Genomic DNA, 22,643 nt, shown 5'->3' on the forward strand with positions numbered 1-22,643 from the left:
GCCTCAGACCTCCAGCTCGGCGACGTCCTCCAGGACGGGCCGCACGTCGACGTACTCCCCGGGCACGGCCGGGTTCACCAGCCCCGCGGCGATCTCGACGGCCCGGTCGACGCCCGCGCAGTCGACGATCGTGTAGCCGGCCAGCACCTCCTGCGTCTCCGGGTACGGCCCGTCGGTGACGGCCGCGACCCCGCCGCGCAGCTGCACCCGGCGGGCGAGGACGGGGGCGGTGAGCCCGCGGGCGTCGACGAACTCGCCGGAGTCGACGAGCCCCTCGTGGAAGGACCGCATGTGCTCGTGCATCGCCGCGAGCTCGTCGGCCGACATCGCCGGACCGTCGCCGGGACGCCCGGCCATCGCGTCGTAGTCCCGCTGGGACCCGTAGAGCAGGATCATGTACTTCACGGCTCGCTCCTCCGCTCGTGCCGACGCCCCGTGGCGCCGCCCGGCGGGGACGTCGGAGCCGCGCACCGGCACCGGACATCGAACCCCGTCGACGCACCCGGAACAATGGCCGCCATGAGCACGCCCACCGACCGCCGCCCGCGGGTGCTGTCCGGCATCCAGCCGACCGCCGACTCGTTCCACCTCGGCAACTACCTCGGCGCGGTGCGGCAGTGGGTGGCGCTGCAGGACGACCACGACGCGTTCTACTTCGTCCCCGACCTGCACGCGATCACCGTCGAGCACGATCCGAAGACGCTGGCCGCCCGCACCCGCAACGGCGTCGCGCAGCTGCTGGCGCTCGGCCTGGACCCGGAGCGCTGCACCGTGTTCGTGCAGTCGCACGTGCCCGAGCACGCCCGCCTGGAGTGGGTGCTCGGCTGCCTCACCGGGTTCGGCGAGGCCAGCCGGATGACGCAGTTCAAGGACAAGGCGGCCAAGCAGACGGCCGACCGCGCCACCGTCGGCCTGTTCACCTACCCGATCCTGCAGGCCGCCGACATCCTGCTCTACAACGCCGACCGGGTGCCCGTCGGCGAGGACCAGCGCCAGCACGTCGAGCTGACGCGCGACCTCGCGCAGCGCTTCAACTCCCGCTTCGGCCGCACCCTCGTCGTCCCCGAGCCCTACATCCTCGCCGGCACCGCGAAGATCCAGGACCTGCAGGACCCGTCGGCGAAGATGAGCAAGTCGAACTCCGCGCCCGGCGGCATCGTCAACCTGCTCGACGACCCGAAGGTCAGCGCGAAGAAGATCCGTTCGGCCGTCACCGACGCCGAGCGGGAGATCCGCTACGACGTCGAGAACAAGGCCGGGATCTCCAACCTGCTGACGATCCACTCGGCGCTGTCCGGCCGCACCATCCCGGAGCTGGAGGGCGACTACGCGGGCAAGGGCTACGGCGACCTGAAGAAGGATCTCGCCGAGATCGTCGCGGACTTCACTGCACCGCTCGCAGAACGGGTACAGGGCTATCTGGACGACCCGGCCGAACTCGACCGGGTGCTCGCCCGTGGAGCCACCCGGGCGCGTGAGGTCGCCGGCGCGACACTGGCCGCCGTCCACGACAAGATCGGGTTCCTGCCCCCGACCTGACACCGAACAAGATGAGGACGTGAGCCGCGTGGCTGTTGCCGTCGACAAGGACGCGGACATCGTCCGCGCGAAGGCGGCGGAGGAGCCCGCCGAGCCGACGAAGTTCGAGCAGCTGCGCGCGAAGTACGAGTGGCTCGACCACGTCGTGCGCGCGGGTGTGCGCTACACCGAGCGGCACGGCGACCACTACGCCGCGGCGATCACCTACTTCTCCGTGCTGGCGCTGTTCCCGCTGATCCTGGTCTCGGTCGCGGCGCTCGGGTACGTGCTGTTCCTCCAGCCCGACCTGCTCGACCAGCTCAAGGCCGGCATCAGCGCCAACGCCCCGGCCGGGCTCGACGCGCTGGTCAACCCGATCGTCGACAACGCCATCGAGTCGCGCGGCACGATCGGGGTCATCGGTCTGCTCGGCGCGCTCTACACCGGGATCGGCTGGATGTCGAACCTGCGCGAGGCGCTCTCCGAGCAGTGGGGCCAGCCGCCGACGGCCCCGCCGATCGTCAAGAAGACGCTGTTCGACCTGCTCACCCTGATCGGCCTCGGCACCGCGATGGTCGGCTCGTTCGCGATCACCGGGCTGGTGTTCGGCTTCACGGGCACGATCCTGGAGTTCGTCGGGCTCTCCGAGCAGGGCTGGGCGAAGTTCCTGCTCGGCCTGTTCGGCGTCCTGCTCGGCCTCGCCGCCAACTGGCTGATCTTCTTGTGGGTGATCGCCCGGCTGCCCCGCGAGCACGCCACGCTGCGCAGCGCGGCGAAGGCGGCCGTCCTCGGCGCGATCGGGTTCGAGGTGCTCAAGCAGGTCATGACGGTCTACCTCGCCTCGGTCACGGAGTCGCCGACCGGCCAGATCATCGGTCCGTTCATCGGTCTGATGGTGTTCGCGTTCTTCACCTCGCGGTTCATCCTGTTCGTCACGGCCTGGGCGGCGACGTCGAAGGAGAACGAGCAGGAGGAGGCGGTCGAGGTGCCCGGGCCCGCGGTGATCCACTCCGAGGTGACGGTCCGCTCGGGCCCCGCCGCGGGCACCGCGGCCGGGCTCGTCGGGGCCGGGGCGATCGCCGGGGTGCTCGGGTTCGGCCTGCTGCGGGGACGGCGGCGGGACTGACCCGCCTCAGCGTCGGCGACGGACCACGGCGGCCGCGGCCAGCAGCAGGAGGACGGCGGCCGTCCCGCCGACGAGCAGCGGGCCGACCGGGGCGGGACCGTCCGGAGCCGGGCCGTCCGGCGTCGGGGCCGGCAGTGCGTCGGTCACGGGTGGCGGCGCGGGCGCCCGGTCCACCAGCACCCCGAGCGGCTCGACGTCGGCGGGCAGCGCGAAGCCGAGGTCGAGCAGGGCCGCGGCCTGCGTCGTCATCGGGACGGGGGACTGCTCGCCCCGCACCAGCGCCACGACGAGCCGCCTGCCGCCGCGCTCCGCGGCCCCGACGAACGTGTGCCGGGCGGCGTCGGTGAAGCCGGTCTTGCCGCCCAGCGCCCCCGGGTAGCGGGTGAGGAACCGGCTGGAGTTGGACAGCACGAACCCCGGCACCTCGCCGTAGCCGGGGAACGGGACCGACGCCGTCGCGATCGTCGCGGCGAACAGCGGGTCGCGCAGCGCCACCCGGAACAGCAGCGCGAGGTCGTAGGCGCTCGACGCGCCGCCCGGGCCGTCGAGCCCGGACGGGGTGGCCGGCCGCGTGTCCAGCGCACCCAGCCCCCGGGCGGTCGCGGTCATCTCCGCGACGGTGGCCGCGTCCCCGCCCAGTGCCCTGGCCAGCGCGGCCGCGGTGTCGTTGCCCGAGTTGAGCAGCATCCCCGCCAGCAGCTGGCGCACGGTGTAGCGGCCGCCCGGCCCGATCCCCGCACGGCTGCCGTCGATGCGCAGGTCCGCGGCGGTGCCCTCGACGACGAGATCGGGGTCGAGGTCGCGCAGTGCGACGAGCGCGGTCAGCACCTTGATCGTCGACGCCGGCCGGTGCCGCGCGTGCGGGGCGCGGACGGCCAGCACGTCACCGGTGTCGAGGTCGGCGAGCACGAACGACGCCACCTGCACCTCCGCCGGCACGGCGCCGGACCCGGCCACGAGGTCACCGCACGCCGCGACGCCCCCGACCGGCTCCGCGGGCACCGGCACCGGCGCCACGACCGGCCCGGCCGCCTCCTCCGCGGCGGGCGGGCCCGGGGGAGCGGCCTGCCCCGGACACCTGGGCGCCTGCGCGGCCGCCGCGGCCGCGATCGGCCCGACCAGCAGCCCCACCACCACCGCCAGCACCGCGACCCACCGCACGGCGCCGCACTCTACGGACGCGACCACGCCCCGACCGGGCTGCAGTGGGGTGGCTCCACTCCGAGCGGGTTGCAGCGGAGCCACCCCACTGCGGTCGAGCGGGCGGGACTCAGCGCTCCGCAGCCGCCTTCACCGCGGCCACCGTGCGGTGCATGCCGTCGACCATCAGCTGCTCGCGGTCGCGCCCCAGCAGCCCGCTCGCGACCAGCGCGCGGACGGCGACGTTCGGCGTCGCGGTGCGCTCGCGCCACTGGGTCAGCCGCGTGCCGCCGTCGACGGGCTCCAGGCGCCAGCCCCACGTCATCGCGTTCTCCGCGACGGTGAACGCGAACCGCGACGGCGCCGCGCACTCGACGACGCGGCAGTGCGTGCTCCAGCGCACCCAGCCGTTGCGGTTGCGGCCGACGAACCGGGCGCCGGGGGCCGGGCCCGTCGCCCCTCCGCTCCAGCGGCCGCCGGTGTTCTCCGGGCTCCACTCGCCCATCCGCGTGATGTCGGTGACCAGAGCCCAGACCGTGTCCGGCGGGGCGGCGATCGTCGTCGTGACCTCGTCCATGGGCCGAATGTCGCACACCCGATCACCGGGCGCGCAGGGGGCGCTCACCCACCGGAGCCGACGATTCGGTCACGGCCATGGTCAACCCCCGCCCGCCCGGTTTACGGTTCCCCGTCGCGCGCACCGCAGCGCCGCTCCCAAGGAATCCCGGGCCCACGAGGTGCACCGGCCAGAACAGGAGGCACCCTTCCGTGCGCAACAGAAGAGGTTTGGCTGTCGCAGCCGCAGTGCTGAGCAGTGCACTGGTCCTCGCGGGCTGTGCCCGCGACACCGGAACCCCCGCCGCCGGTGGTGACGCGGCCGCCACGGAGTGCGCCCGCAACCCCGCCCCCGCCGCGGCGGGCGGCGCGGCCCCGACCGCCGCCCCCATCGCCCCCAACGCCGACGCCAGCGCCCTGCGCGTCGGCCTCGCCTTCGACGTGGGCGGCCGCGGCGACCAGTCGTTCAACGACTCCGCCTACGCCGGTCTGGAGCAGGCCGTCGCCGAGCTGGGCCTGGTGCAGGCCAACACCCGCGAGGTGGCCGCGGCCACCGGCGAGAGCGAGGACGCGCGCGTCAGCCGCCTGCGCCAGCTCGCCACCGACGGCTTCAGCCCGATCGTCGCGGTCGGCTTCGCCTACTCGGAGTCCCTGACGACGGTGGCCGCGGAGTTCCCCGACACCCAGTTCGCGATCGTCGACTCGGTCGTGGACCTGCCCAACGTCACCAGCCTGACCTTCGCCGCCGAGCAGGGCTCGTTCCTGGTCGGTGCGGCGGCCGCGCTGCGCACGACGTCGTGCCAGATCGGCTTCGTCGGCGGCGTCGAGGTGCCGCTGATCCAGGCGTTCGAGGCGGGCTACGTGCAGGGCGCGAAGGCGGTGGCCCCGGACATCCAGGTCGACGTCGACTACATCTCGCCCGCGGGTGACTTCTCCGGCTTCAACGACCCGGCCCGCGGCACCGAGGTGACCCGCGGCCAGCTCGACGGCGGCGCCGACGTGGTCTACCACGCGGCGGGCGGCTCCGGCCAGGGCGTGTTCGAGGCCGTGGCCTCGGCGACCACCGCGGACGCCCCGAAGTACGCGATCGGCGTCGACTCCGACCAGTACAACACCGTCGCGGCCCCGACCAACGAGGTGATCATGACCTCGATGCTCAAGCGCGTCGACGTCGCGGTCTTCAACTACATCAACGCCGTGGCCGGCGGCGACACCACGGTGATCCCGCCGGTGTTCGACCTGTCCGTCGACGGCGTGGGCTACTCCACCACCGGCGGAGGGGTCGACGACATCGCCGCCGATCTCGACGCCTACAAGGCCGCCATCATCAGCGGCGACATCACGGTGAGCAGCACGCCGTAAGGCGCTGGGCGATAGGGCATCATCGCCGTACGCGGGGGGCCGGGGCCGATCGCCCCGGCCCCCCGACGCACGTCCGACGCCCGCACGTTCGACAAGGAGTGGCATGACGGACTACGCCGTCGAGCTGGCCGGGATCACCAAGCGCTTCCCGGGGGTGGTCGCCAACAGCGACATCCACCTCGCGGTGCGCCGCGGCGAGGTGCACGCGCTGTGCGGGGAGAACGGGGCCGGCAAGTCGACGCTGATGAAGATCCTCTACGGGATCCAGCAGCCCGACGAGGGAACGATCACCGTCGACGGCGGGCAGGTGCGGTTCCGCTCGCCGGCCGACGCGATCAGGGCCGGGATCGGCATGGTGCACCAGCACTTCATGCTGGCCGACAACCTCACCGTCGCGGAGAACATCCTGCTCGGCGCGGAGGCGCAGCTCGGCATCGGGGCGAAGGCGAAGGCCCGGATCACCGAGCTGGCCCGCACCGTCGGTCTCGACGTGCGGCCCGACACGCTCGTGGAGCGGCTCGGGGTGGCCGACCGGCAGCGCGTCGAGATCGTCAAGGTGCTCTACCGCGGCGCCCGCACGATCATCCTCGACGAGCCGACCGCCGTGCTGGTGCCGCAGGAGGTCGACGACCTGTTCGACACCCTGCGCGGCATGCGCGCCGAGGGCTTCACGTTCCTGTTCATCTCCCACAAGCTCGACGAGGTGCGCGCGATCGCCGACTCCATCACGGTGATCCGCCGCGGCACCTGTGTCGGCACCGCCGACCCGAAGGCGGTCACGAGCCGCCAGCTGGCCGAGATGATGGTCGGCAGCGAGCTGCCCAGCCCGGAGACCCGCGACTCCACCGTCACCGACCGCGAGGTGCTGCGCGTGACGGGCCTGCAGCTGGCCTCCGACGACGGGGGCCGGCCGCTGCTCTCCGACGTCGACCTCGTCGTGCACGCGGGTGAGGTGCTCGGCATCGCGGGCGTCGAGGGCAACGGGCAGACCGAGCTCGTCGAGACGATCATGGGGATGCGCCGGGCCGCGGACGGCGCGATCACGCTGTCCGGCAAGGACATCACCCGTGCGGGCACGCTGGCGCGGCGCGAGGCCGGCATCGGCTACGTCGCGGAGGACCGCACCCGCTACGGCCTGCTGGCCACGCAGCCGCTGTGGGCCAACCGGATCCTGGGCTACCAGAGCCGCCGCCCGGTGGCGCACGGCGGCCTGATCGACCGCGAGGCGGCCCGCCGCGACACCCAGCGCATCGTCGAGGAGTTCGACGTGCGCACGCCCGGCGTCGACGTCGCCGCGGCCGCGCTGTCCGGCGGCAACCAGCAGAAGCTGATCGTCGGGCGCGAGCTGTCCGGCGACCCCGTGCTGCTGATCGCCTCGCACCCCACCCGCGGCGTCGACGTCGGGGCGCAGGCGGGGATCTGGGAGGTGCTGCGCCGGGCGCGCGCGAACGGCCTCGCGGTGCTGCTGATCAGCGCCGACCTGGACGAGCTGATCGGTCTGTCCGACACGATCAAGGTGATGCTGCGCGGGCGCCTGGTGGCCGACGCCGACCCCGCCACGGTCACCCCCGAGGAGCTGGGAACCGCCATGACCGGTGCCGACGGAGCCGCGGCATGACCGTCAGCCGCATCCGCACCGCGCTGCTGCCCCCCGTACTGGCGATCCTGTTCGCCGCCGCGCTGTGCGCCGTGGCGCTGGTGATCAGCGGGGCGTCGCCCCTGACGGCGCTGGGCGTCATGATCGGCCAGGTCGGGCAGGGCACCACGGCCGTCGACATCGTCAACAGCGCCGCCATCTACTACTTCGTCGCGCTGGCCGCGGCGATCGGCTTCCAGATGAAGCTGTTCAACATCGGGATCGAGGGCCAGTACCGGCTCGCGGCGTGCGTGGCCGCGATCGTCGGCGGCCTGATCGTCCTGCCGCCGGTGCTGCACACGCTGGTGATCATCGTCGTGGCGGTGCTCGTCGGGGCGGTCTGGGCCGGGATCCCCGCGCTGCTCAAGGCCTACCGCGGCGTCAGCGAGGTGATCTCCACGATCATGCTGAACGCCGTCTCGCTCGGCCTGATCGCGTTCCTCATCCGCCCCGACTCGTTCGGGGTGCTGCAGGGCAACAACATCTCCACGAAGCCGATCGAGCCGAGCGGGCAGTTCCCGGGCGTCGACACCGGAGCGGGCACCGTCTTCGGGATGGTGTTCGTGGCCGTGCTGCTCGGCATCGGCTACTGGTTCCTGCTCAACCGCACGCGGTTCGGGTTCGAGCTCAAGGCGTCCGGCGAGTCGGCGACGGCGGCCACCGCAGGCGGTGTCGACGCGAAGCGGATGGTGATCATCGCGCTCGTCCTGTCGGGGGCGGTGGCCGGACTGGCCGGTCTGCCGGAGGTGCTCGGGCGCGACTTCGCCTACACGCTGACCTCGCCGCAGGGCTACGGCTTCACCGGCCTCGCCGTCGCGCTGCTGGGGCGCAACCACCCCGCGGGCATCGCGTTCGGCGCGCTGCTGTGGGCGTTCCTGGACAAGTCGGCGATCGCGCTCGACAACGTCGGCGTGCCCCGCGACATCGTCCTGATCATGCAGGGCTCGGTGGTGCTGTCGGTGGTCGTCGCGTACGAGATCGTGCGGCGCTACGAGCTCGCCGCCGAGCAGCGCCGGGTGGCCGCGCAGCTGCGCGGCGTCCCCGGGACCGAGAACACGTCAGCGACCGAGAAGGAGCCGTCGGCATGACCGCCACCCTCGCGAAGGCGGGCCGCAGCTTCGGCGCGCTGCCCGGCTGGGCGCGCTCGGCGATCGTCGTGGCGATCGGCGTCGGGCTGCTGGCGGTCACGGCCACGCTCACCGGCCAGATCCAGCTGACCTCCAGCGGCACCACCCAGGCCGCGGTGCGGCTGCTGCTGCCGATCCTGTTCGCCGCGCTGGGCGGGCTGTGGGCCGAGCGCGCGGGCGTCATCAACATCGGGCTCGAGGGCATGATGATCCTCGGGACCTGGGGCGCGGCATGGGCCGGCTACCAGTGGGGCCCGTACGCCGCCGTCGTCGGCGGGCTGGTGTTCGGGGTGCTCGGCGGGCTGCTGCACGCCGTCGCGACCGTGACGTTCGGCGTCAACCACATCGTCTCCGGCGTCGCCATCACGCTGCTCGGCCTCGGCGTCACCAAGTACCTCTCGACGCTGGTCTTCCTCCCGATCTCCGGCAACCCGCGGCAGAGCCCGCGGGTGGAGGGTTTCGAGACGTTCTCGGTGCAGCCGCTGGCCGACGGGCTCGCCGCCGTCGAGCGCGAGCAGCGGGTCGTGCTCTCCGACGTCGCGGGGCTCCTCGGCGGGCTGCTGTCCGGGCTGACCCCGCTCGTCGTGCTCGGGTTCGTGCTGGTGCCCGCGAGCTACCTGCTGCTGTGGCGCACCAGCTTCGGGCTGCGGCTGCGCTCGTGCGGGGAGAACCCGGTGGCTGCGGAGTCGCTGGGCGTGCAGGTCTACTTCTACAAGTACGTCGCGCTGATCGTGTCCGGCGGGCTCGCGGGGCTCGGCGGCGCCGCGCTCACCCTCAACCCCGGGCAGCTCGGCTACCTGGAGGGGCAGACCGGCGGCCGCGGCTACATCGGACTCGCCGCGATGATCTTCGGCAACTGGCGGCCCGGCGGGCTGCTCGCCGGCTCGGCGCTGTTCGGCTACGTCGACGGCGTGCAGCTGCGCGCGGGCGGCGAGGCGGTGCACGCTCTGCTCTACGGGGCGTCGATCCTGGCCGTCGGGCTGGCCGTCGTGTGGGTGCTGCGCCGGCGGTGGCAGACCGCGGCGATCGCGCTCGGTGCGGGGGCCGTGGTCTACGCGATCTACTTCTCGACCGAGACGGTGCCGCGCGAGTTCGCCTCCTACGCGCCGCAGATCGTCACGCTGCTGGTGCTGGCGGTGGCGTCGCAACGGCTGCGGCCGCCCGCCGCGATCGGCGTCGAGTACCGGAGGGGCGAGGGTGACTGACCGTGGATGTGACTGACTGGGAGGCGCTCCGGTCCGCCGCGGTCTCCGCGGCGGGGTCGGCGTACGCGCCCTACTCGCACCTGCAGGTCGGCGCGGCGGCGGTCTGCGACGACGGCCGCGTCGTCACCGGGTGCAACGTCGAGAACGCCTCCTACGGGCTCGGGCTGTGCGCGGAGTGCACGATGGCCGGGCAGCTGCGGCTCACCGGCGGCGGCCGGTTCGTCGCGGTCGCGTGCCGGTCGGGCACGGGGGAGCTGCTCATGCCGTGCGGCCGGTGCCGGCAGGTGCTCTACGAGTTCGGCGGGCCCGACTGCCTGCTCGACACCCCCCGCGGCGTCCGGCCGCTGAGCGAGGTCCTGCCCGACGCGTTCGGCCCGGAGCACCTCCCCACCTGACCCTGCAGGGTGCGCGCGGGGTGCGACGGGGCGGGTCGTACGGTCGGCGCATGAGCTTCTCGACCGTCGACGTGATCACCGCCAAGCGCGACGGGCGCCGGCTCACCGACGAGCAGATCGACTGGGTGCTGGCCGCCTACACCCGCGGCGACGTCGCCGACGAGCAGATGTCAGCGCTGGCGATGGCGATCCTGCTCAACGGCATGGACGCCGCCGAGATCGCCCGCTGGACCCAGGCCATGATCGACTCCGGCGAGACGCTGTCGTTCGGGGACATCGGCCGCCCGCTGGTGGACAAGCACTCCACCGGCGGCGTCGGCGACAAGATCACACTGCCGCTCGCGCCGCTCGTCGCGGCCTGCGGGGCGGCGGTCCCGCAGCTGTCCGGGCGCGGGCTCGGGCACACCGGCGGCACGCTGGACAAGCTGGAGTCGATCCCCGGCTGGCGGGCGTCGCTGACGCTCGACGAGATCGCGGCCCAGCTCGCGGCGGTCGGCGCGGTCGTCTGCGCCACCACCCCGACGCTCGCCCCGGCCGACCGCAAGCTCTACGCCCTGCGCGACGTCACCGGCACCGTCGAGTCCATCCCGCTCATCGCGAGCTCGATCATGAGCAAGAAGATCGCGGAGGGCACGGGCGGGCTGGTGCTCGACGTCAAGGTCGGGTCGGGGGCGTTCATGAAGACCCTCGACCGGGCCCGGGAGCTCGCGCGCACGATGGTCGACATCGGTGGGGCCCACGGCCTCGCCACCACGGCGCTGGTCACCGACATGTCGGTGCCGCTCGGGCGGGCCGCCGGCAACGCGCTGGAGGTCGCCGAGTCCGTCGAGGTGCTGCGCGGGGGCGGGCCGGCCGACGTCGTCGCGCTGACGGTCGCGCTGGCCCGGGAGATGCTCGCGCTCGCCGGGATCACCGACGTCGACCCGGCGCAGGTGCTCGCGTCGGGCGCCGCGTACCCGGTGTGGGAGGCCATGATCGCGGCCCAGGGCGGCGACCCGTCCGCGGCGCTGCCGGTGGCCTCGCACGTGGAGACGGTCGCGGCCGACCGGTCCGGCACGTTCACCCCCGACGCCCTCGCCGTCGGCGTGGCGGCCTGGCGCCTCGGGGCCGGGCGGGCGCGCAAGGAGGACGCGGTGCAGGCCGGGGCCGGGGTGCTGCTGCTCGTCGACCCGGGGGCCGAGGTGGGGGCCGGGACGCCGCTGCTGGAGCTGCACACCGACACCCCCGCCGCCGTGGCCGGGGCCCGCGCCGCCCTCGACGGGGGGCTGCGGATCACCGACGGCCCCGCCGAGCGCCCGGAGCTGCTCCTGGACACGATCCGCCCCTGACGCGCGGCCGCCGGGATCGCCACCCGCGGCGGACTCGCGGGGTGGCGTCGGCCGACTCGCCGGGTGGGAGCGGCACACTCGCGGGGACGACGGAGGGCCCCGACTCCGTCGAGTCGGGGCCCTCCGTGGTGCGTGCCGCGGTCAGTCGTCGTCGGGGTCGTCGGTGACGGTGTCGCCCGCGCTCGCCCCGTTCGACGACTTCACCGTGACCTTGCGCGAGCGGCGCTGGGTCGGGCGGGGCGGCGGGGGCGGGGACTGCGGCTGCCCGCCCCGGCCCAGGATGAGCTCGGCGAAGGTGGCCATCGCCTCGTCGAGCTGGCCGCCGTTGCGCCGCTCGGACTCCTCGTTGGCCCGCTCCACCAGCGCGCGCACCTCGGCGGCGTCGGGGCGCTCGACGAGCACGGCGTCGATGCGGCCGAGCTTCTCGTCGAGGCGGCCGTCGAGCGAGCCGAACTTGCCGTCGACGGCCTTGTCGAGCGACTCCAGCCGGTCGGTGACGGCCTGGTCGACCGCGTCGAGCCGGGCCGCGAGGGCCTCCAGGCGGGCGGCGAGCCCGTCGAGCGGCTCCGTCGGGTCGACGGCGGGGCGCCCGGCCAGGTCCTCCAGGCGGCGGTGCAGGCCGACGCTGGTGTCGCCGAGCAGGTTGCGCAGGCCCTCGCCGGTCTCGTCGAACGCACGGGAGGCGCCGTCGAGCTGCTCGCGGACCACGCGCTCGATGCCGTCGATCCGCTCCTTGATCGGCGTGCCGACCGAGGACGGCATCGCGTCGAGGCGCATCTCGTGGCGGTCGAGCCGGTTGTCGAGGTCGTCGAGGCGCTTGTGCAGCCCGCCGAGGCGGTCGTCGAGCCCGTCCATCCGCCCGGAGATGCCCTCCATGCGCCCGGCCATGCCGTCGAGGCGGCCGTCGAGCTGGGCGAACGGCTTCGCCAGCTTGTCGGGCAGCGCCTCCAGTGCCCGCATCACCGAGGCGAGGGTGGCGTCCTGGGCGTCGAGCTTGGCGACGGTCTCGTCGAGGCGCTCGGCGAGGACGCTGACCTCGGTGCGGTCGGGCAGCTCGGTGAGGCGCTTGCGCACCGTGCCCAGCGCGTCGAGGGCGGCGAGGCGGGCGTGGATCTCGTCGAGCGAGTCGAAGATCTGCTGCTGCTCGCTGTCGCGGATCTCGGCGGCGCGCACGAGCATTCCGCGCATGCGGTCGAACGACTGGATGGAGTCATTGCTCATGGCGGCGGGGAGCTTCCTCTGAGCGGACGGGGAGCACTCAGCGTAGCGATGGCCGGTGATCACCCGTCCGCGGCTCCCCGTTCGGCGGTGGCGTCGCCCGTACGGACGAGTCCGACCGGCCGGGGAGGGCGCCGTGACGTGGTGTTCTAGGTTCAGCACGTGCCCGTACCCCTGAACCTCGAGACCGTCCGCGACGCGCCCAAGGTCCTGCTCCACGACCACCTCGACGGCGGCCTGCGCCCGGTCACGGTGGTCGAGCTCGCCGACGCCGTCGGTTACGGCCCGCTACCGACCGTCGACGTTCCGGCGCTGGGCCGCTGGTTCCTCGACGCCGCGCACTCCGGGTCGCTGGTGCGCTACCTGGAGACGTTCGGGCACACCGTCGGCGTGATGCAGACCGCCGACGCGCTCGTCCGGGTCGCCGCCGAGTGCGCCGAGGACCTCGCCGACGACGGCGTCGTCTACGCGGAGGTGCGGTTCGCCCCCGAGCTGCACGTGGACGGGGGGCTGGAGCTGCCCGCCGTCGTCGAGGCGGTGCTGGAGGGCTTCCGCGTCGGCTGCGCGCGGGCGGCGCAGCGGGGTCGCCGGATCCGCGTCGGCTGCCTGCTCACCGCGATGCGCCACGCCGCCCGCAGCCGCGAGATCGCCGAGCTCGCGATCCGCTACCGCGACGTCGGCGTGGTGGGCTTCGACATCGCCGGGGCCGAGGCCGGGTTCCCGCCCACGCGCCACCTCGACGCGTTCGAGTACGTCCGCCAGCAGAACGGGCACTTCACGATCCACGCGGGCGAGGCGTTCGGGCTGCCGTCGATCTGGGAGGCGCTGCAGTGGTGCGGCGCCGACCGCCTCGGGCACGGCGTCCGGATCGTCGACGACATCACCGTCGACGACAACGGCGACGCCTCGCTCGGCCGGCTCGCCGCGTACGTCCGGGACATGCGGATCCCGCTGGAGATGTGCCCGACGTCGAACCTGCACACCGGCGCGGCGAAGTCGCTCGCGGAGCACCCGATCGGCCTGCTGGCGAAGCTGCGGTTCCGGGTCACGGTCAACACCGACAACCGGCTGATGTCCGACATCTCGATGAGCCGGGAGATGGCCGGGCTCGCCGAGACGTTCGGCTACGACTGGGCCGACCTGCAGTGGTTCACCGTCAACGCGATGAAGTCGGCGTTCATCGGGTTCGACGAGCGGCTGGCCCTGATCAACGACGTGATCAAACCCGGCTACGCGGCGCTGCAGGCCTAGTTCTGGTGCAGGCGCCCGGACAGGTCCTCGACGAGCTCGCGGAACCGCGCCGACTCCCGGTCGAACGGCGGGCTCGGGGCCAGGCGGGTCGGGTTCGGGCGCACCACGAACGACACGAGCCAGCCCAGCGGCTGGTTCTCCGCCAGCGCCTCGGCGGGCTCGTCGTCGCCCGCCCACTCGGCGACGTCGCGCAGCAGCTCGGTGGCCTGCTCCAGCTGCGTCGCGTCGACCGCGACGACACCCTCGGCGATGTCGTCGGCCAGCCCGGTGAGGACGTAGGTGTCGAGCTCGTGGACCTCGACCTCCAGCTCGCCCACCGCCGCCTTCGCGACGACGTCGGGCCAGGTGGACGCGACCGTCAGGTCGTGCCCCTCGGCCCCGTCCTCGCCGATCCAGCGGGCCAGCGCGCGCTCGCTGCCGAACACCTCGACGGTGCCGCCGCTGCCCAGGAACACCGGCTTGTCGTCGAGGAAGCAGCGCAGCGAGACGAACTCGCCGTCGCGGGTGGTGATCCGGATCGGGTGGATGCCGACCTCGTCCCAGAAGCCCGCCGCGGCGTCCTCGTCGTCGGCGGTGTCGTCGTCGGTGTCGACCGAGTCGTCGGCGGGGAGGACGGCGTCGACGTCCTCGACCGGCACGACCTCCTTCTCCGCGACCGCGAGCGCCGCGGCGTCGACCTCGGGGGTGTCGACGAGGTCGTCGAGCGCGTCGATCACGTCGTCCCAGCGCGCGGCGATCACGCCGACCATCTCGGTCCACAGCCGGGCGCCCTCGCGCCCGACGAACGGCTGGGTGCCCTGGCGGAGCAGGTCGAAGCCCGGCGCGGAGTCGAGCACCTCGGTGACGACGTCGAGCCCGCAGACGTCGGAGATCGAGCGCAGCATCTCGACGATCTCGCTCAGCTCGCCGATCGTCCACTGGTCGGCGTCCTCGGCGGCGATCTCGGGCACGCCGATGACGTCGTAGACCTGGGTGTCCTCCGGCGTCAGCTCGGCGACCGTGAGGTCGGGGACCACCGACCACGCCGGGTGGTCGATCAGGTCGTGCTCGCGGACCGTGCGGACGAACGCCGCGAGCTGCGCGACCTCGGGGAAGGCGAACAGCGCGTCGTCGTCGCCGAGGAAGGCCTCCCACTCCTCGCCGTCCTCGCGCCACCTCGGCGCCCACAGGGTGACGAGGTCGCCCTCGGTGAGGGAGAGCTGGATCGGGACGATGTCGCTGGCCACGGCGAGAGCCTAGGACCCGCCCCGGTCAGCGACCGACCGGGTGCCAGACGGTCTTGATCTCGGCGAACGCGCGCAGCCGGCCGATGCCCGGTGCGCGAGCCGGATCCGGTTCGGCGGCCGGGCGGGGCAGCACCCGCTTCACGGTGCCCGCCGCGGCCCGCTCGCAGTCGGCCGCGACCTCCTCCGGCGCGCCGACGAGGTCGAGCGCCTGCACGTCGCCGTGCGCGGCGAGCCAGGGGGCCAGCTCCGCGGTGGAACCGGTGAGGACGTTGACGACGCCGCCCGGGACGTCGGAGGTGGCGAGCACCTCGCCGAGGCCGACCGCGGGCAGCGGCCGCTCCTGCGACGCCACCACCACGACGGTGCAGCCGGTGGCCAGCACCGGGGCGACGACGTCGACGAGGCCCAGCAGCGACGACGACTGCGGCGCCAGCACGCCGACCACGCCCGTCGGCTCGGGGGTGGACCAGTTGACCAGCGGCCCCGCGACCGGGTTGACCGAGCCCAGCACGGAGGCGATCTTGTCGGTCCAGCCCGCGTACCAGACCCAGCGGTCGATCGCGGCGTCGACGAGGCCCGACGCCTTCCGGCGCGTCCCGCCCTCGGCGGCCAGCACGTCGTCGACGAACTGGTCGTGGCGGGCCTGCAGCATCTCGGCGACGCGGTAGAGGACCTGGCCGCGGTTGTAGGCCGTCGCCCCGGACCAGCCGCCGAACGCGCCGCGGGCGGCGGAGACGGCGTCGCGGAGGTCCTTGCGGCTCGCCTGCGCGGCGTGGGCCAGCAGCCGGCCCTTCGTGTCGGAGACCGGGTAGACGCGGCCGGACTCCGACCGGGGGAAGGCACCGCCCACGTACAGCTTGAACGTCTTGGCCACGGGGAGGCGGCCGTCGACGGCGGGGGAGAGGCTCACGGGGTCAGCCTACGGCCGGGCGCCGACGGGGTCAGGCGGAGAGGTAGGCCTCCAGGCCCGCCCGCCCGCCCTCGCGGCCGAAGCCGGACTCCCGGTAGCCGCCGAAGGGGGAGGTGGGGTCGAAGCGGTTGAAGGTGTTGGTCCAGACCACCCCGGCCCGCAGGCGCTGCGCGGTCCACATCGCCTTCGCGCCCTTCTCCGTCCAGATCCCCGCCGATAGTCCGTAGGGGGTGTTGTTGGCCTTCGCCACGGCCTCCTCCGGCGTGCGGAAGGTGAGGACCGAGAGCACCGGGCCGAAGATCTCCTCGCGGGCCACCCGCATCGTCTGCTCGACGCCGGAGAACACCGTGGGCGGGAAGTACAGGCCGCGCTCGGGCAGCGGGCAGGAGCTGGTCCAGCGCACGGCGCCCTCGGCGTCGCCCGCGGCGGCGAGGTCGACGATCCGGCCCAGCTGGGCGCGGGAGTTGATCGCGCCGACGTCGGTGTTCTTGTCCAGCGGGTCGCCGACGCGCAGGGTCTCGACGCGGCGCAGCAGCAGCTCGGAGAACTCCTCGGCGATCGACTCCTGCACGAGCAGCCGCGACCCGGCGCAGCAGACGTGGCCCTGGTTGAAGAAGATCCCGTCGACGACGCCCTCGACGGCCTGGTCGATGGCCGCGTCGTCGTAGACGATGTTGGCGGCCTTGCCGCCGAGCTCCAGGGTGAGGCGGCGGCCGGTGCCCGCCAGCGTCCGCTGGATCTCCTTGCCGACGTCGGTGGATCCGGTGAACGCCACCTTGTCGAGCCCGGCGTGCCCGACGAGCGCCGCGCCGACGTCGCCCGCCCCGGGCAGCACGTTGAGCACGCCGGCGGGCAGCCCGGCCTCGGCGGCGATCTCGGCGAGGACCAGCGCGGTGAGCGGGGTGGTCTCGGCGGGCTTGAGGACGATCGTGTTGCCGCAGGCCAGTGCGGGGGCGATCTTCCAGGCGGCCATCAGCAGCGGGAAGTTCCACGGGATCACCGCGCCCACGACGCCGACCGGGCGGGGATCGGGGCCGAGCCCGGCGTAGCCGAGCTTGTCGGCCCAGCCGGCGTGGTGGAACAGGTGCGCCGACGCGGTGGGCACGTCGACGTCGCGGGACTCGCGGATCGGCTTGCCGTTGTCGAGCGTCTCCAGCACGGCCAGCTCGCGGGAGCGCTCGGCGACGATGCGCGCGATCCGGTAGAGGTACTTGGCCCGCTCGGCGCCCGGCATCGGGCCCCAGGTCTTCTCGAACGCGCGTCGGGCGGCGGCGACGGCCCGGTCGACGTCCTGCGCCGACGCGGTGCCGACCTCGGCGAGCACCTCCTCGGTGGCCGGGTTGACCGTCTTCAGCGCCTCGCCGCCCCCGTCGACGAACGCGCCGTCGACGAAGGGGCGGTAGGTGGGCGCCAGGTTCGCCAGCGCCGCGGACTCGGGGGCGGGGGCGTAGTCCCAGGTGGTCATCAGGCGGTGCCGATCCGGTCGGTGTTCTCGTAGTGTCCGAGCGCCTGGGTGCGGCGCTGCCGGAGCAGGTCGCCCAGCAGGGACGACGCCCCGAACCGGAACAGGTCGGGCGTCAGCCACTGCGGTCCGGCGACCTCGTTGACGGCGACGAGGTGCCGGATCGCGTCCTTGCTGGTGCGGATCCCGCCCGCGGCCTTGACCCCGCGCAGCTCGCCGGTGGCCCGGTGCCAGTCGCGGACGGCCTGCAGCATCACCTGCACGACCGGCAGGGTGGCGGCGGGGGAGATCTTGCCGGTGGAGGTCTTGATGACGTCGGCCCCGGCGAGCAGTGCGAGCCAGGAGGCGCGGCGCACGTCGTCGTAGCCGGCGAGCTCGCCGGTCTCCAGGATGACCTTGAGGTGGGCCGGCCCGCAGGCCGCCTTGACGGCGACGATCTCGTCGAACACCTGGCCGTAGCGGCCGGACAGCCACGCGCCGCGGTCGATCACCATGTCGATCTCCGACGCCCCCGCGTCGACGGCGAGGGCGGTGTCGGCCAGCTTCACCGCGCGCGACGAGCGCCCGGCGGGGAACGCGGTGGCGACGGCGGCGACGGCCACCCCGGACCCCCGCAGCGCCTCGACGGCCGTGCCCGCGAGGTCGGGGTAGACGCAGACGGCGGCGACCGGGGGCACCTCGGGGTGGTCGGGGTCCGGGCGGCGCGCCTGGGCGCACAGCGAGCGGACCTTGCCCGGGGTGTCCGAGCCCTCCAGCGTCGTCAGGTCGATCATCGAGATCGCCGCGTCGAGCGCCCGGAGCTTGGACTCCTTCTTGATGCTGCGGGTGGCCAGCGCCGCCGAGCGGCGTTCGAGGCCCACCTGGTCGACGCCCGGCAGGCCGCGCAGGAACCGGCGCAGGGACCCGTCGTCGCGCACGGCGTCGGCCAGGTCCAGCGAGGCCCGCGGGGCCGGAACGGTCGTCGTCACGCGGCGAGTCTAGGCGGGATCGACGCGGCCGACCCCGGACGCACCACGCCCGCCGCACGGGACGGGCGGCGGGCGTGTGCGGTGATGCGGGCGGAGCGGTGTGTCAGGTCGAGCTGGGCCTCACGTGGAGCTGTGCAGGCGGACGACGCCGACCGTGACGTCCTCCAGGCCGCCGCGGTCGAAGTCGCGGCGGAGCTGGTCGGCCTTGATCGTGGCCGTCAATCCGTCGAACGGCCCGTGGGCGTCGACCTCCCCGGTCTGGGGGTCGACGGCGAGCACCACGTATCCGTCGCACTGCGTGAGCTTCTCGGCCGCTGCGACGAGCGTCGCCTCGTCGGAAGTCGTGTTCTCCGGCACCGGATCACCTCCTAGTCATCTAGTACAGCGTCGGAAGGGCCTCCGGCGTGACAGTCTTTGCGACGTACCACCCGTTCGGGTCAGGGTGAATGTCGAAGTCGATCACCGATCGTGCCGGATCCACGACAGGGGGCGCATGAACCGGGCGACTCGTGCCGTCAACGTCACCATCCTGATACTCCTGGTGACGACGACGGCCACCGGCGTGCTCGCCTTCGCGGTGGGGGCCCCGGGGCCCGCCCGGTGGGTCACGGGGGTCCACGGGGCGTCCGGACTGGGCCTGCTGCTGCTCGTCCCGGCGAAGTCGCGCATCGCCCGGCGGGGTCTGCGGCGGCCCGGACGGTCGCGGAAGGTGATCGGCTGGGCGTTCGTGGGGCTCGTGGCGCTGGCCGTCGGCAGCGGGCTGCTGCACGCGCTGTGGGGCTGGGCGCCGGTGGTGCTCGGGCTGCTGCCGATGCAGGTCCACGTCGGCGCCGCGGTGGGGGTCGTCGTGCTGCTGGCGGCGCACCTGCGGGTGCACCGCAGGCGGCCGCTGCTGCGCCGCACCGACCTGGACCGCCGCCGCGCGCTGCTCGGCACCGGGGTCGTCGCGGGGTCGGCGCTGCTGTGGGTGCTCGCGCCGGGCCGGGCGCGGCGGGAGACCGGGTCGCACGAGGTCCCGACGGTCCCCGTCACCCAGTGGATGTTCGACCCGGTGCCCCGCCTGCCCGACCGCCCGCTGCGGACGCCCGCCGGGGAGGTCGACCTCGCGGCGCTGCCGACGGCCTCGGTCCGGGCCGTCCTGGACTGCACCGGCGGCTGGTACTCCGAGCAGGAGTGGCGCGGGGTGCCGGTCTCCGCGCTGGGCCTGCCGGCGTCCGCGTCGATCGACGTCGTCTCGGCCACCGGGTACCGGCGGCGCTTCCCGGCGTCGGGGGCCGGGTCGCTGCTGCTCGCCACGCACCTCGCCGGGCGGCCGCTGTCGGCCGGGCACGGCGCGCCGGTGCGGCTGGTGGCGCCGGGGCGGCGCGGGTTCTGGTGGGTGAAGTGGGTGGTGGCCGTCGAGGTCGTCGACGAGCCGTGGTGGTGGCAGCCGCCGTTCCCGCTGCAGTAGTCACCGCGCCGGTGGTCACCGCGCCGCGGGCTCCCCGCCGAGCGGGCGGAACATGACCGTCAGGCCGACGTCGCCGTGCACGGGGTGGGCGAACGCCCCGGGCACCACGCCGACGGTCGCGAACCCGAGCGAGTGCCACAGCGCCAGCGCGCGGGTGTTCGTCTCGACGACGGCGTTGAACTGGATCCCGCGGAACCCCTGCGCCGCCGACCAGGCGACCACGTGCTCGCCCAGCGCCCGGCCCACCCCGCGGCGCGAGGCCGCCGGGTCGACCATGAAGCTGCCCGTGCCGACGTGCGACCCCGGCCCCCGCTGGTTGGGGCCCGCCTTGGCGCTGCCGAGCACCGTGCCGTCGTCGTCGACGGCGACGAACGTCGCACCCGGGGGCCGGAGCATCCACGTCGCGCGGGCGTCGTCCTCGGTGATGTCGCGGGGGAGCGTGTAGGTCTCGCCCGCCGCCACGATCTCGCGCAGGAACGGCCAGATCGCGGGCCAGTCGTCGGGGGTCGCGTCACGGATCAGCACGGGTGCCAGGATCGCGGGCATGCGCATCCTCCGCACCCCCGATCCGCGCTTCGCCGACCTCCCCGGCTTCCCGTACGAGCCCCGCTACGCCGACGTGCCCGACGGCGACGGCGGCACGCTGCGGATGGCGTGGGTCGAGGACGGCCCCGCCGACGGGCCGGTGGCCCTGCTGCTGCACGGGGAGCCGAGCTGGTCGTTCCTCCACCGGACGATGATCCCCGTCCTGGCCGCGGCCGGGCTGCGGGTCCTCGCGCCCGACCTCGTCGGGTTCGGCCGCTCCGACAAGCCCGCCGAGATCGGCGACCACTCCTACGCGCGGCACGTCGAGTGGGTGCGGGCGCTGCTGTTCGACGTGCTCGACCTGCGCGGCGTCACGCTCGTCGGGCAGGACTGGGGCGGGCTGATCGGGCTGCGGCTGGTGGCCGAGCACCCGGACCGGTTCGCGGGCGTCGTCGCGGCCAACACCGGGCTGCCCACCGGGGACGTCGACATGCCCGAGGTGTGGTGGCGGTTCCGCCGCGCCGTGGAGGGCGCGCAGACGCTGGACGTCGCGCGGCTGGTGCAGTCGGGCTGCCGGACGCGGTTCACCGACGCGGTGCGCGCGGCCTACGACGCCCCGTTCCCCGACGAGTCGCACAAGGCGGGCCCGCGGGCGATGCCGCTGCTCGTCCCGACCCGGCCCGACGACCCGGCGACGGAGGCCAACCGGGCCGCCTGGTCCGTCCTGCGCGGGCTGGACCTGCCGTTCCTCTGCGCGTTCAGCGACGGCGACCCGATCACCGCGGCGATGGAGCCGGTGCTGCGCGCGGAGCTGCCCGGCGCCGCGGGCCGGCGGCACCCGACGATCACCGGCGCCGGGCACTTCCTGCAGGAGGACGCCGGCCCGGAGCTGGCCGCGGCGGTGCTGAGCCTGGTGCGGGGATGACCGGGGCCGGGGTGGGGCGGGGGATAACCTCCGCGGCATGGATGTCCGCGTCGTCGACCACCCGCTGGCCCTCGCCCGCCTCTCCACGATGCGGGACGCCCGCACCGACAACGCGGCCTTCCGGGCCGCGCTGCGCGACCTCACCCTCATGCTCATCTACGAGGCCACCCGCGACGCCCCCGTCGCCACCGCGCCGCTGCACACCCCGGTCGCCCGCACCACCGGCTACCGGCTGGCCAGCCCGCCGCTGCTGGTGCCGGTGCTGCGGGCCGGGCTCGGGATGGTCGACGCCGCGCAGGCCCTGATGCCCGAGGCGCAGATGGGGTTCGTCGGGCTGGCCCGCGACGAGCAGACCCACCAGCCCGTGCCCTACATGGAGTCGCTGCCCGAGTCGCTGGCCGGGCGGCCGGTGTTCGTGCTCGACCCGATGCTCGCCACCGGCGGCTCGATGGAGCACACGATCCGGATGCTCACCGAGCGCGGCGCCACCGACGTCACCGCGATCTGCGTGCTGGCGGCCCCGGAGGGCATCGCGCACCTGGAGCGCAGCGGCCTGCCGGTCCGCGTCGTCACCGGCAGCGTCGACGAGCGGCTCAACGACTCGGCGTACATCGTCCCGGGTCTGGGGGACGCGGGGGACCGGCAGTTCGGCGCGGTGCCCTAACCCCGCCCGTCCCGCCCCGCCCCGCCCCGCCCCCCGCATTGCAGGAAGGCCACCTTGCCGCCATGAGGTGGCGGGATGGTGGCCTTCCTGCGACGGGGACGGGCCGCCGCCTCAGGGATCGGCCCGCAGCCAGCCGTCCAGCGCGGCGTGCAGGGCGGCGGGGAAGCCGCCCGCCGCGGCGAGCCCGTGCCGCTCCAGGTCGACGAGCCCGTGCACCAGCGCCTGCACGGCCAGGGCGATCGTCGACGGGTCGGCGTCGGGGCGCGGGGCCCGGGCCGCCAGCGCCCGGCACACGGCGTGGGCGAAGGACGGCAGGACCGCGGTGGTCAGGGCGGTGCCGTGCAGGTGCGGGTCGGCGAGCGCGGTGTCGCGGTAGGCCAGCGCGAGGCGGCCGAGGTGCTCGACCGGGTCGGCCGCGGGTTCGACGGCATCGAGGCGCTCGGCGAGGTCGTGCACGGCACGGGTGTGCAGGACGTCGAGCAGCGCGGGCTTGCCGCCGAACAGCGCGTAGACCGCGGTGGTGGACGTCCCGCAGTCCTGGGCGAGCGTGCGCAGGCTCAGCGCCTCGGGGCCGCCGCCGGAGAGCAGCGTGCCCGCACGGTCGAGCAGGCGCTCGCGCAGCGCCGCGTCGTGGACCTTCGGGCGGGGCATC

23 protein-coding genes are annotated in these 22,643 nt (G+C 74.2%); 12 read left to right on the forward strand and 11 right to left on the reverse strand.

The window, feature by feature from the left end; all coding sequences use genetic code 11:
* Positions 1–3: 3 nt before the first annotated feature.
* The gene (locus H6H00_RS12790; protein WP_255425832.1) at positions 4–396 is read right to left on the reverse strand and encodes a YciI family protein; all 393 of its coding nucleotides are present in this window, start codon (positions 394–396) and stop codon (positions 4–6) included.
* Between the two features lie 123 nt (positions 397–519).
* On the opposite strand from H6H00_RS12790, the gene trpS reads away from it, so the two are divergent.
* Together trpS and yhjD are read left to right on the forward strand one after the other, a co-directional pair.
* Entirely contained in the window at positions 520–1,539 is a 1,020-nt protein-coding gene (gene trpS, locus H6H00_RS12795; RefSeq protein ID WP_185721478.1) for a tryptophan--tRNA ligase, read from the forward strand.
* A 19-nt stretch (positions 1,540–1,558) separates the two neighbouring features.
* Entirely contained in the window at positions 1,559–2,644 is a 1,086-nt protein-coding gene (gene yhjD, locus H6H00_RS12800) for an inner membrane protein YhjD (RefSeq protein ID WP_344736351.1), read from the forward strand.
* Positions 2,645–2,650: 6 nt separating this feature from the next.
* On the opposite strand, the gene H6H00_RS12805 is transcribed toward yhjD, so the two are convergent.
* Positions 2,651–3,805, reverse strand: coding sequence for a D-alanyl-D-alanine carboxypeptidase family protein (locus H6H00_RS12805; protein WP_185721479.1), 1,155 nt, complete (start codon positions 3,803–3,805; stop codon positions 2,651–2,653).
* A 109-nt stretch (positions 3,806–3,914) separates the two neighbouring features.
* Positions 3,915–4,361: an SRPBCC family protein gene (locus H6H00_RS12810; protein ID WP_185721480.1), complete on the reverse strand. Its 447-nt coding sequence runs from the start codon at positions 4,359–4,361 to the stop codon at positions 3,915–3,917.
* Between the two features lie 209 nt (positions 4,362–4,570).
* Between H6H00_RS12810 and H6H00_RS12815 the strand changes: the two genes are divergently transcribed.
* From H6H00_RS12815 to H6H00_RS12840, 6 genes are all read left to right on the forward strand, one after another.
* Positions 4,571–5,701, forward strand: a complete 1,131-nt coding sequence (locus H6H00_RS12815) for a BMP family lipoprotein (protein WP_255425720.1) — start codon at positions 4,571–4,573, stop codon at positions 5,699–5,701.
* Between the two features lie 103 nt (positions 5,702–5,804).
* Positions 5,805–7,319, forward strand: coding sequence for an ABC transporter ATP-binding protein (locus H6H00_RS12820; RefSeq protein WP_185721482.1), 1,515 nt, complete (start codon positions 5,805–5,807; stop codon positions 7,317–7,319).
* A complete protein-coding gene (locus tag H6H00_RS12825; protein ID WP_185721483.1) occupies positions 7,316–8,425 on the forward strand; it encodes an ABC transporter permease in 1,110 nt (369 codons plus the stop codon). The genes H6H00_RS12820 and H6H00_RS12825 overlap by 4 nt, the downstream gene beginning before the upstream one ends.
* Positions 8,422–9,669 carry an ABC transporter permease gene (locus H6H00_RS12830; protein ID WP_185721484.1) on the forward strand — a complete coding sequence of 416 codons (1,248 nt, stop codon included), beginning with the start codon at positions 8,422–8,424 and terminating at the stop codon, positions 9,667–9,669. Before H6H00_RS12825 ends, H6H00_RS12830 begins: the two co-directional genes overlap by 4 nt.
* Positions 9,670–9,671: 2 nt before the next feature.
* A complete protein-coding gene (locus tag H6H00_RS12835) occupies positions 9,672–10,064 on the forward strand; it encodes a cytidine deaminase (protein ID WP_185721485.1) in 393 nt (130 codons plus the stop codon).
* Between the two features lie 50 nt (positions 10,065–10,114).
* Positions 10,115–11,392: a thymidine phosphorylase gene (locus H6H00_RS12840; RefSeq protein WP_185721486.1), complete on the forward strand. Its 1,278-nt coding sequence runs from the start codon at positions 10,115–10,117 to the stop codon at positions 11,390–11,392.
* Between the two features lie 141 nt (positions 11,393–11,533).
* Here the strand turns inward: H6H00_RS12840 and H6H00_RS12845 are convergent, their stop codons facing one another.
* A complete protein-coding gene (locus tag H6H00_RS12845; protein ID WP_185721487.1) occupies positions 11,534–12,613 on the reverse strand; it encodes a PA containing protein in 1,080 nt (359 codons plus the stop codon).
* A gap of 159 nt (positions 12,614–12,772) precedes the next feature.
* Here H6H00_RS12845 and H6H00_RS12850 point away from each other — a divergent pair, with 159 nt between their 5' ends.
* A complete protein-coding gene (locus H6H00_RS12850) occupies positions 12,773–13,861 on the forward strand; it encodes an adenosine deaminase (RefSeq protein ID WP_185721488.1) in 1,089 nt (362 codons plus the stop codon).
* Here H6H00_RS12850 and H6H00_RS12855 read toward each other — a convergent pair.
* From H6H00_RS12855 to H6H00_RS12875, 5 genes are all read right to left on the reverse strand, one after another.
* On the reverse strand, positions 13,858–15,087 hold the full coding sequence (locus H6H00_RS12855) for a SatS C-terminal domain-containing protein (RefSeq protein ID WP_185721489.1): 1,230 nt from the start codon (positions 15,085–15,087) through the stop codon (positions 13,858–13,860). The two genes, H6H00_RS12850 and H6H00_RS12855, sit on opposite strands and share 4 nt — an antisense overlap.
* 25 nt (positions 15,088–15,112) lie before the next feature.
* Positions 15,113–15,997 (reverse strand): aldehyde dehydrogenase family protein, encoded by an 885-nt coding sequence (locus tag H6H00_RS12860; protein WP_255425721.1) that lies wholly within the window; start codon positions 15,995–15,997, stop codon positions 15,113–15,115.
* Between the two features lie 31 nt (positions 15,998–16,028).
* Complete coding sequence (locus H6H00_RS12865) at positions 16,029–17,462, reverse strand: aldehyde dehydrogenase family protein (protein WP_185721490.1); 1,434 nt, start codon at positions 17,460–17,462, stop codon at positions 16,029–16,031.
* Positions 17,462–18,427 carry a deoxyribose-phosphate aldolase gene (deoC, locus tag H6H00_RS12870; RefSeq protein ID WP_185721491.1) on the reverse strand — a complete coding sequence of 322 codons (966 nt, stop codon included), beginning with the start codon at positions 18,425–18,427 and terminating at the stop codon, positions 17,462–17,464. The genes H6H00_RS12865 and deoC overlap by 1 nt, the downstream gene beginning before the upstream one ends.
* A gap of 120 nt (positions 18,428–18,547) precedes the next feature.
* Positions 18,548–18,784, reverse strand: coding sequence for a hypothetical protein (locus H6H00_RS12875; RefSeq protein ID WP_141279019.1), 237 nt, complete (start codon positions 18,782–18,784; stop codon positions 18,548–18,550).
* Positions 18,785–18,968: 184 nt separating this feature from the next.
* Here H6H00_RS12875 and H6H00_RS12880 point away from each other — a divergent pair, with 184 nt between their 5' ends.
* On the forward strand, positions 18,969–19,877 hold the full coding sequence (locus H6H00_RS12880; protein ID WP_185721492.1) for a molybdopterin-dependent oxidoreductase: 909 nt from the start codon (positions 18,969–18,971) through the stop codon (positions 19,875–19,877).
* Positions 19,878–19,892: 15 nt separating this feature from the next.
* Here the strand turns inward: H6H00_RS12880 and H6H00_RS12885 are convergent, their stop codons facing one another.
* Positions 19,893–20,423 carry a GNAT family N-acetyltransferase gene (locus tag H6H00_RS12885; protein ID WP_255425722.1) on the reverse strand — a complete coding sequence of 177 codons (531 nt, stop codon included), beginning with the start codon at positions 20,421–20,423 and terminating at the stop codon, positions 19,893–19,895.
* Here H6H00_RS12885 and H6H00_RS12890 point away from each other — a divergent pair.
* Both H6H00_RS12890 and upp read left to right on the forward strand, forming a co-directional pair.
* Positions 20,422–21,327, forward strand: coding sequence for a haloalkane dehalogenase (locus H6H00_RS12890; protein ID WP_185721494.1), 906 nt, complete (start codon positions 20,422–20,424; stop codon positions 21,325–21,327). The two genes, H6H00_RS12885 and H6H00_RS12890, sit on opposite strands and share 2 nt — an antisense overlap.
* 37 nt (positions 21,328–21,364) lie before the next feature.
* The gene (upp, locus tag H6H00_RS12895; RefSeq protein ID WP_185721495.1) at positions 21,365–21,991 is read left to right on the forward strand and encodes a uracil phosphoribosyltransferase; all 627 of its coding nucleotides are present in this window, start codon (positions 21,365–21,367) and stop codon (positions 21,989–21,991) included.
* A 111-nt stretch (positions 21,992–22,102) separates the two neighbouring features.
* Here upp and H6H00_RS12900 read toward each other — a convergent pair whose 3' ends face one another.
* Positions 22,103–22,642: a TetR/AcrR family transcriptional regulator gene (locus H6H00_RS12900; protein ID WP_185721496.1), complete on the reverse strand. Its 540-nt coding sequence runs from the start codon at positions 22,640–22,642 to the stop codon at positions 22,103–22,105.
* Position 22,643: the final 1 nt, after the last annotated feature.

Source organism: Pseudonocardia petroleophila (genome assembly GCF_014235185.1).
GTDB lineage: Bacteria > Actinomycetota > Actinomycetes > Mycobacteriales > Pseudonocardiaceae > Pseudonocardia > Pseudonocardia petroleophila.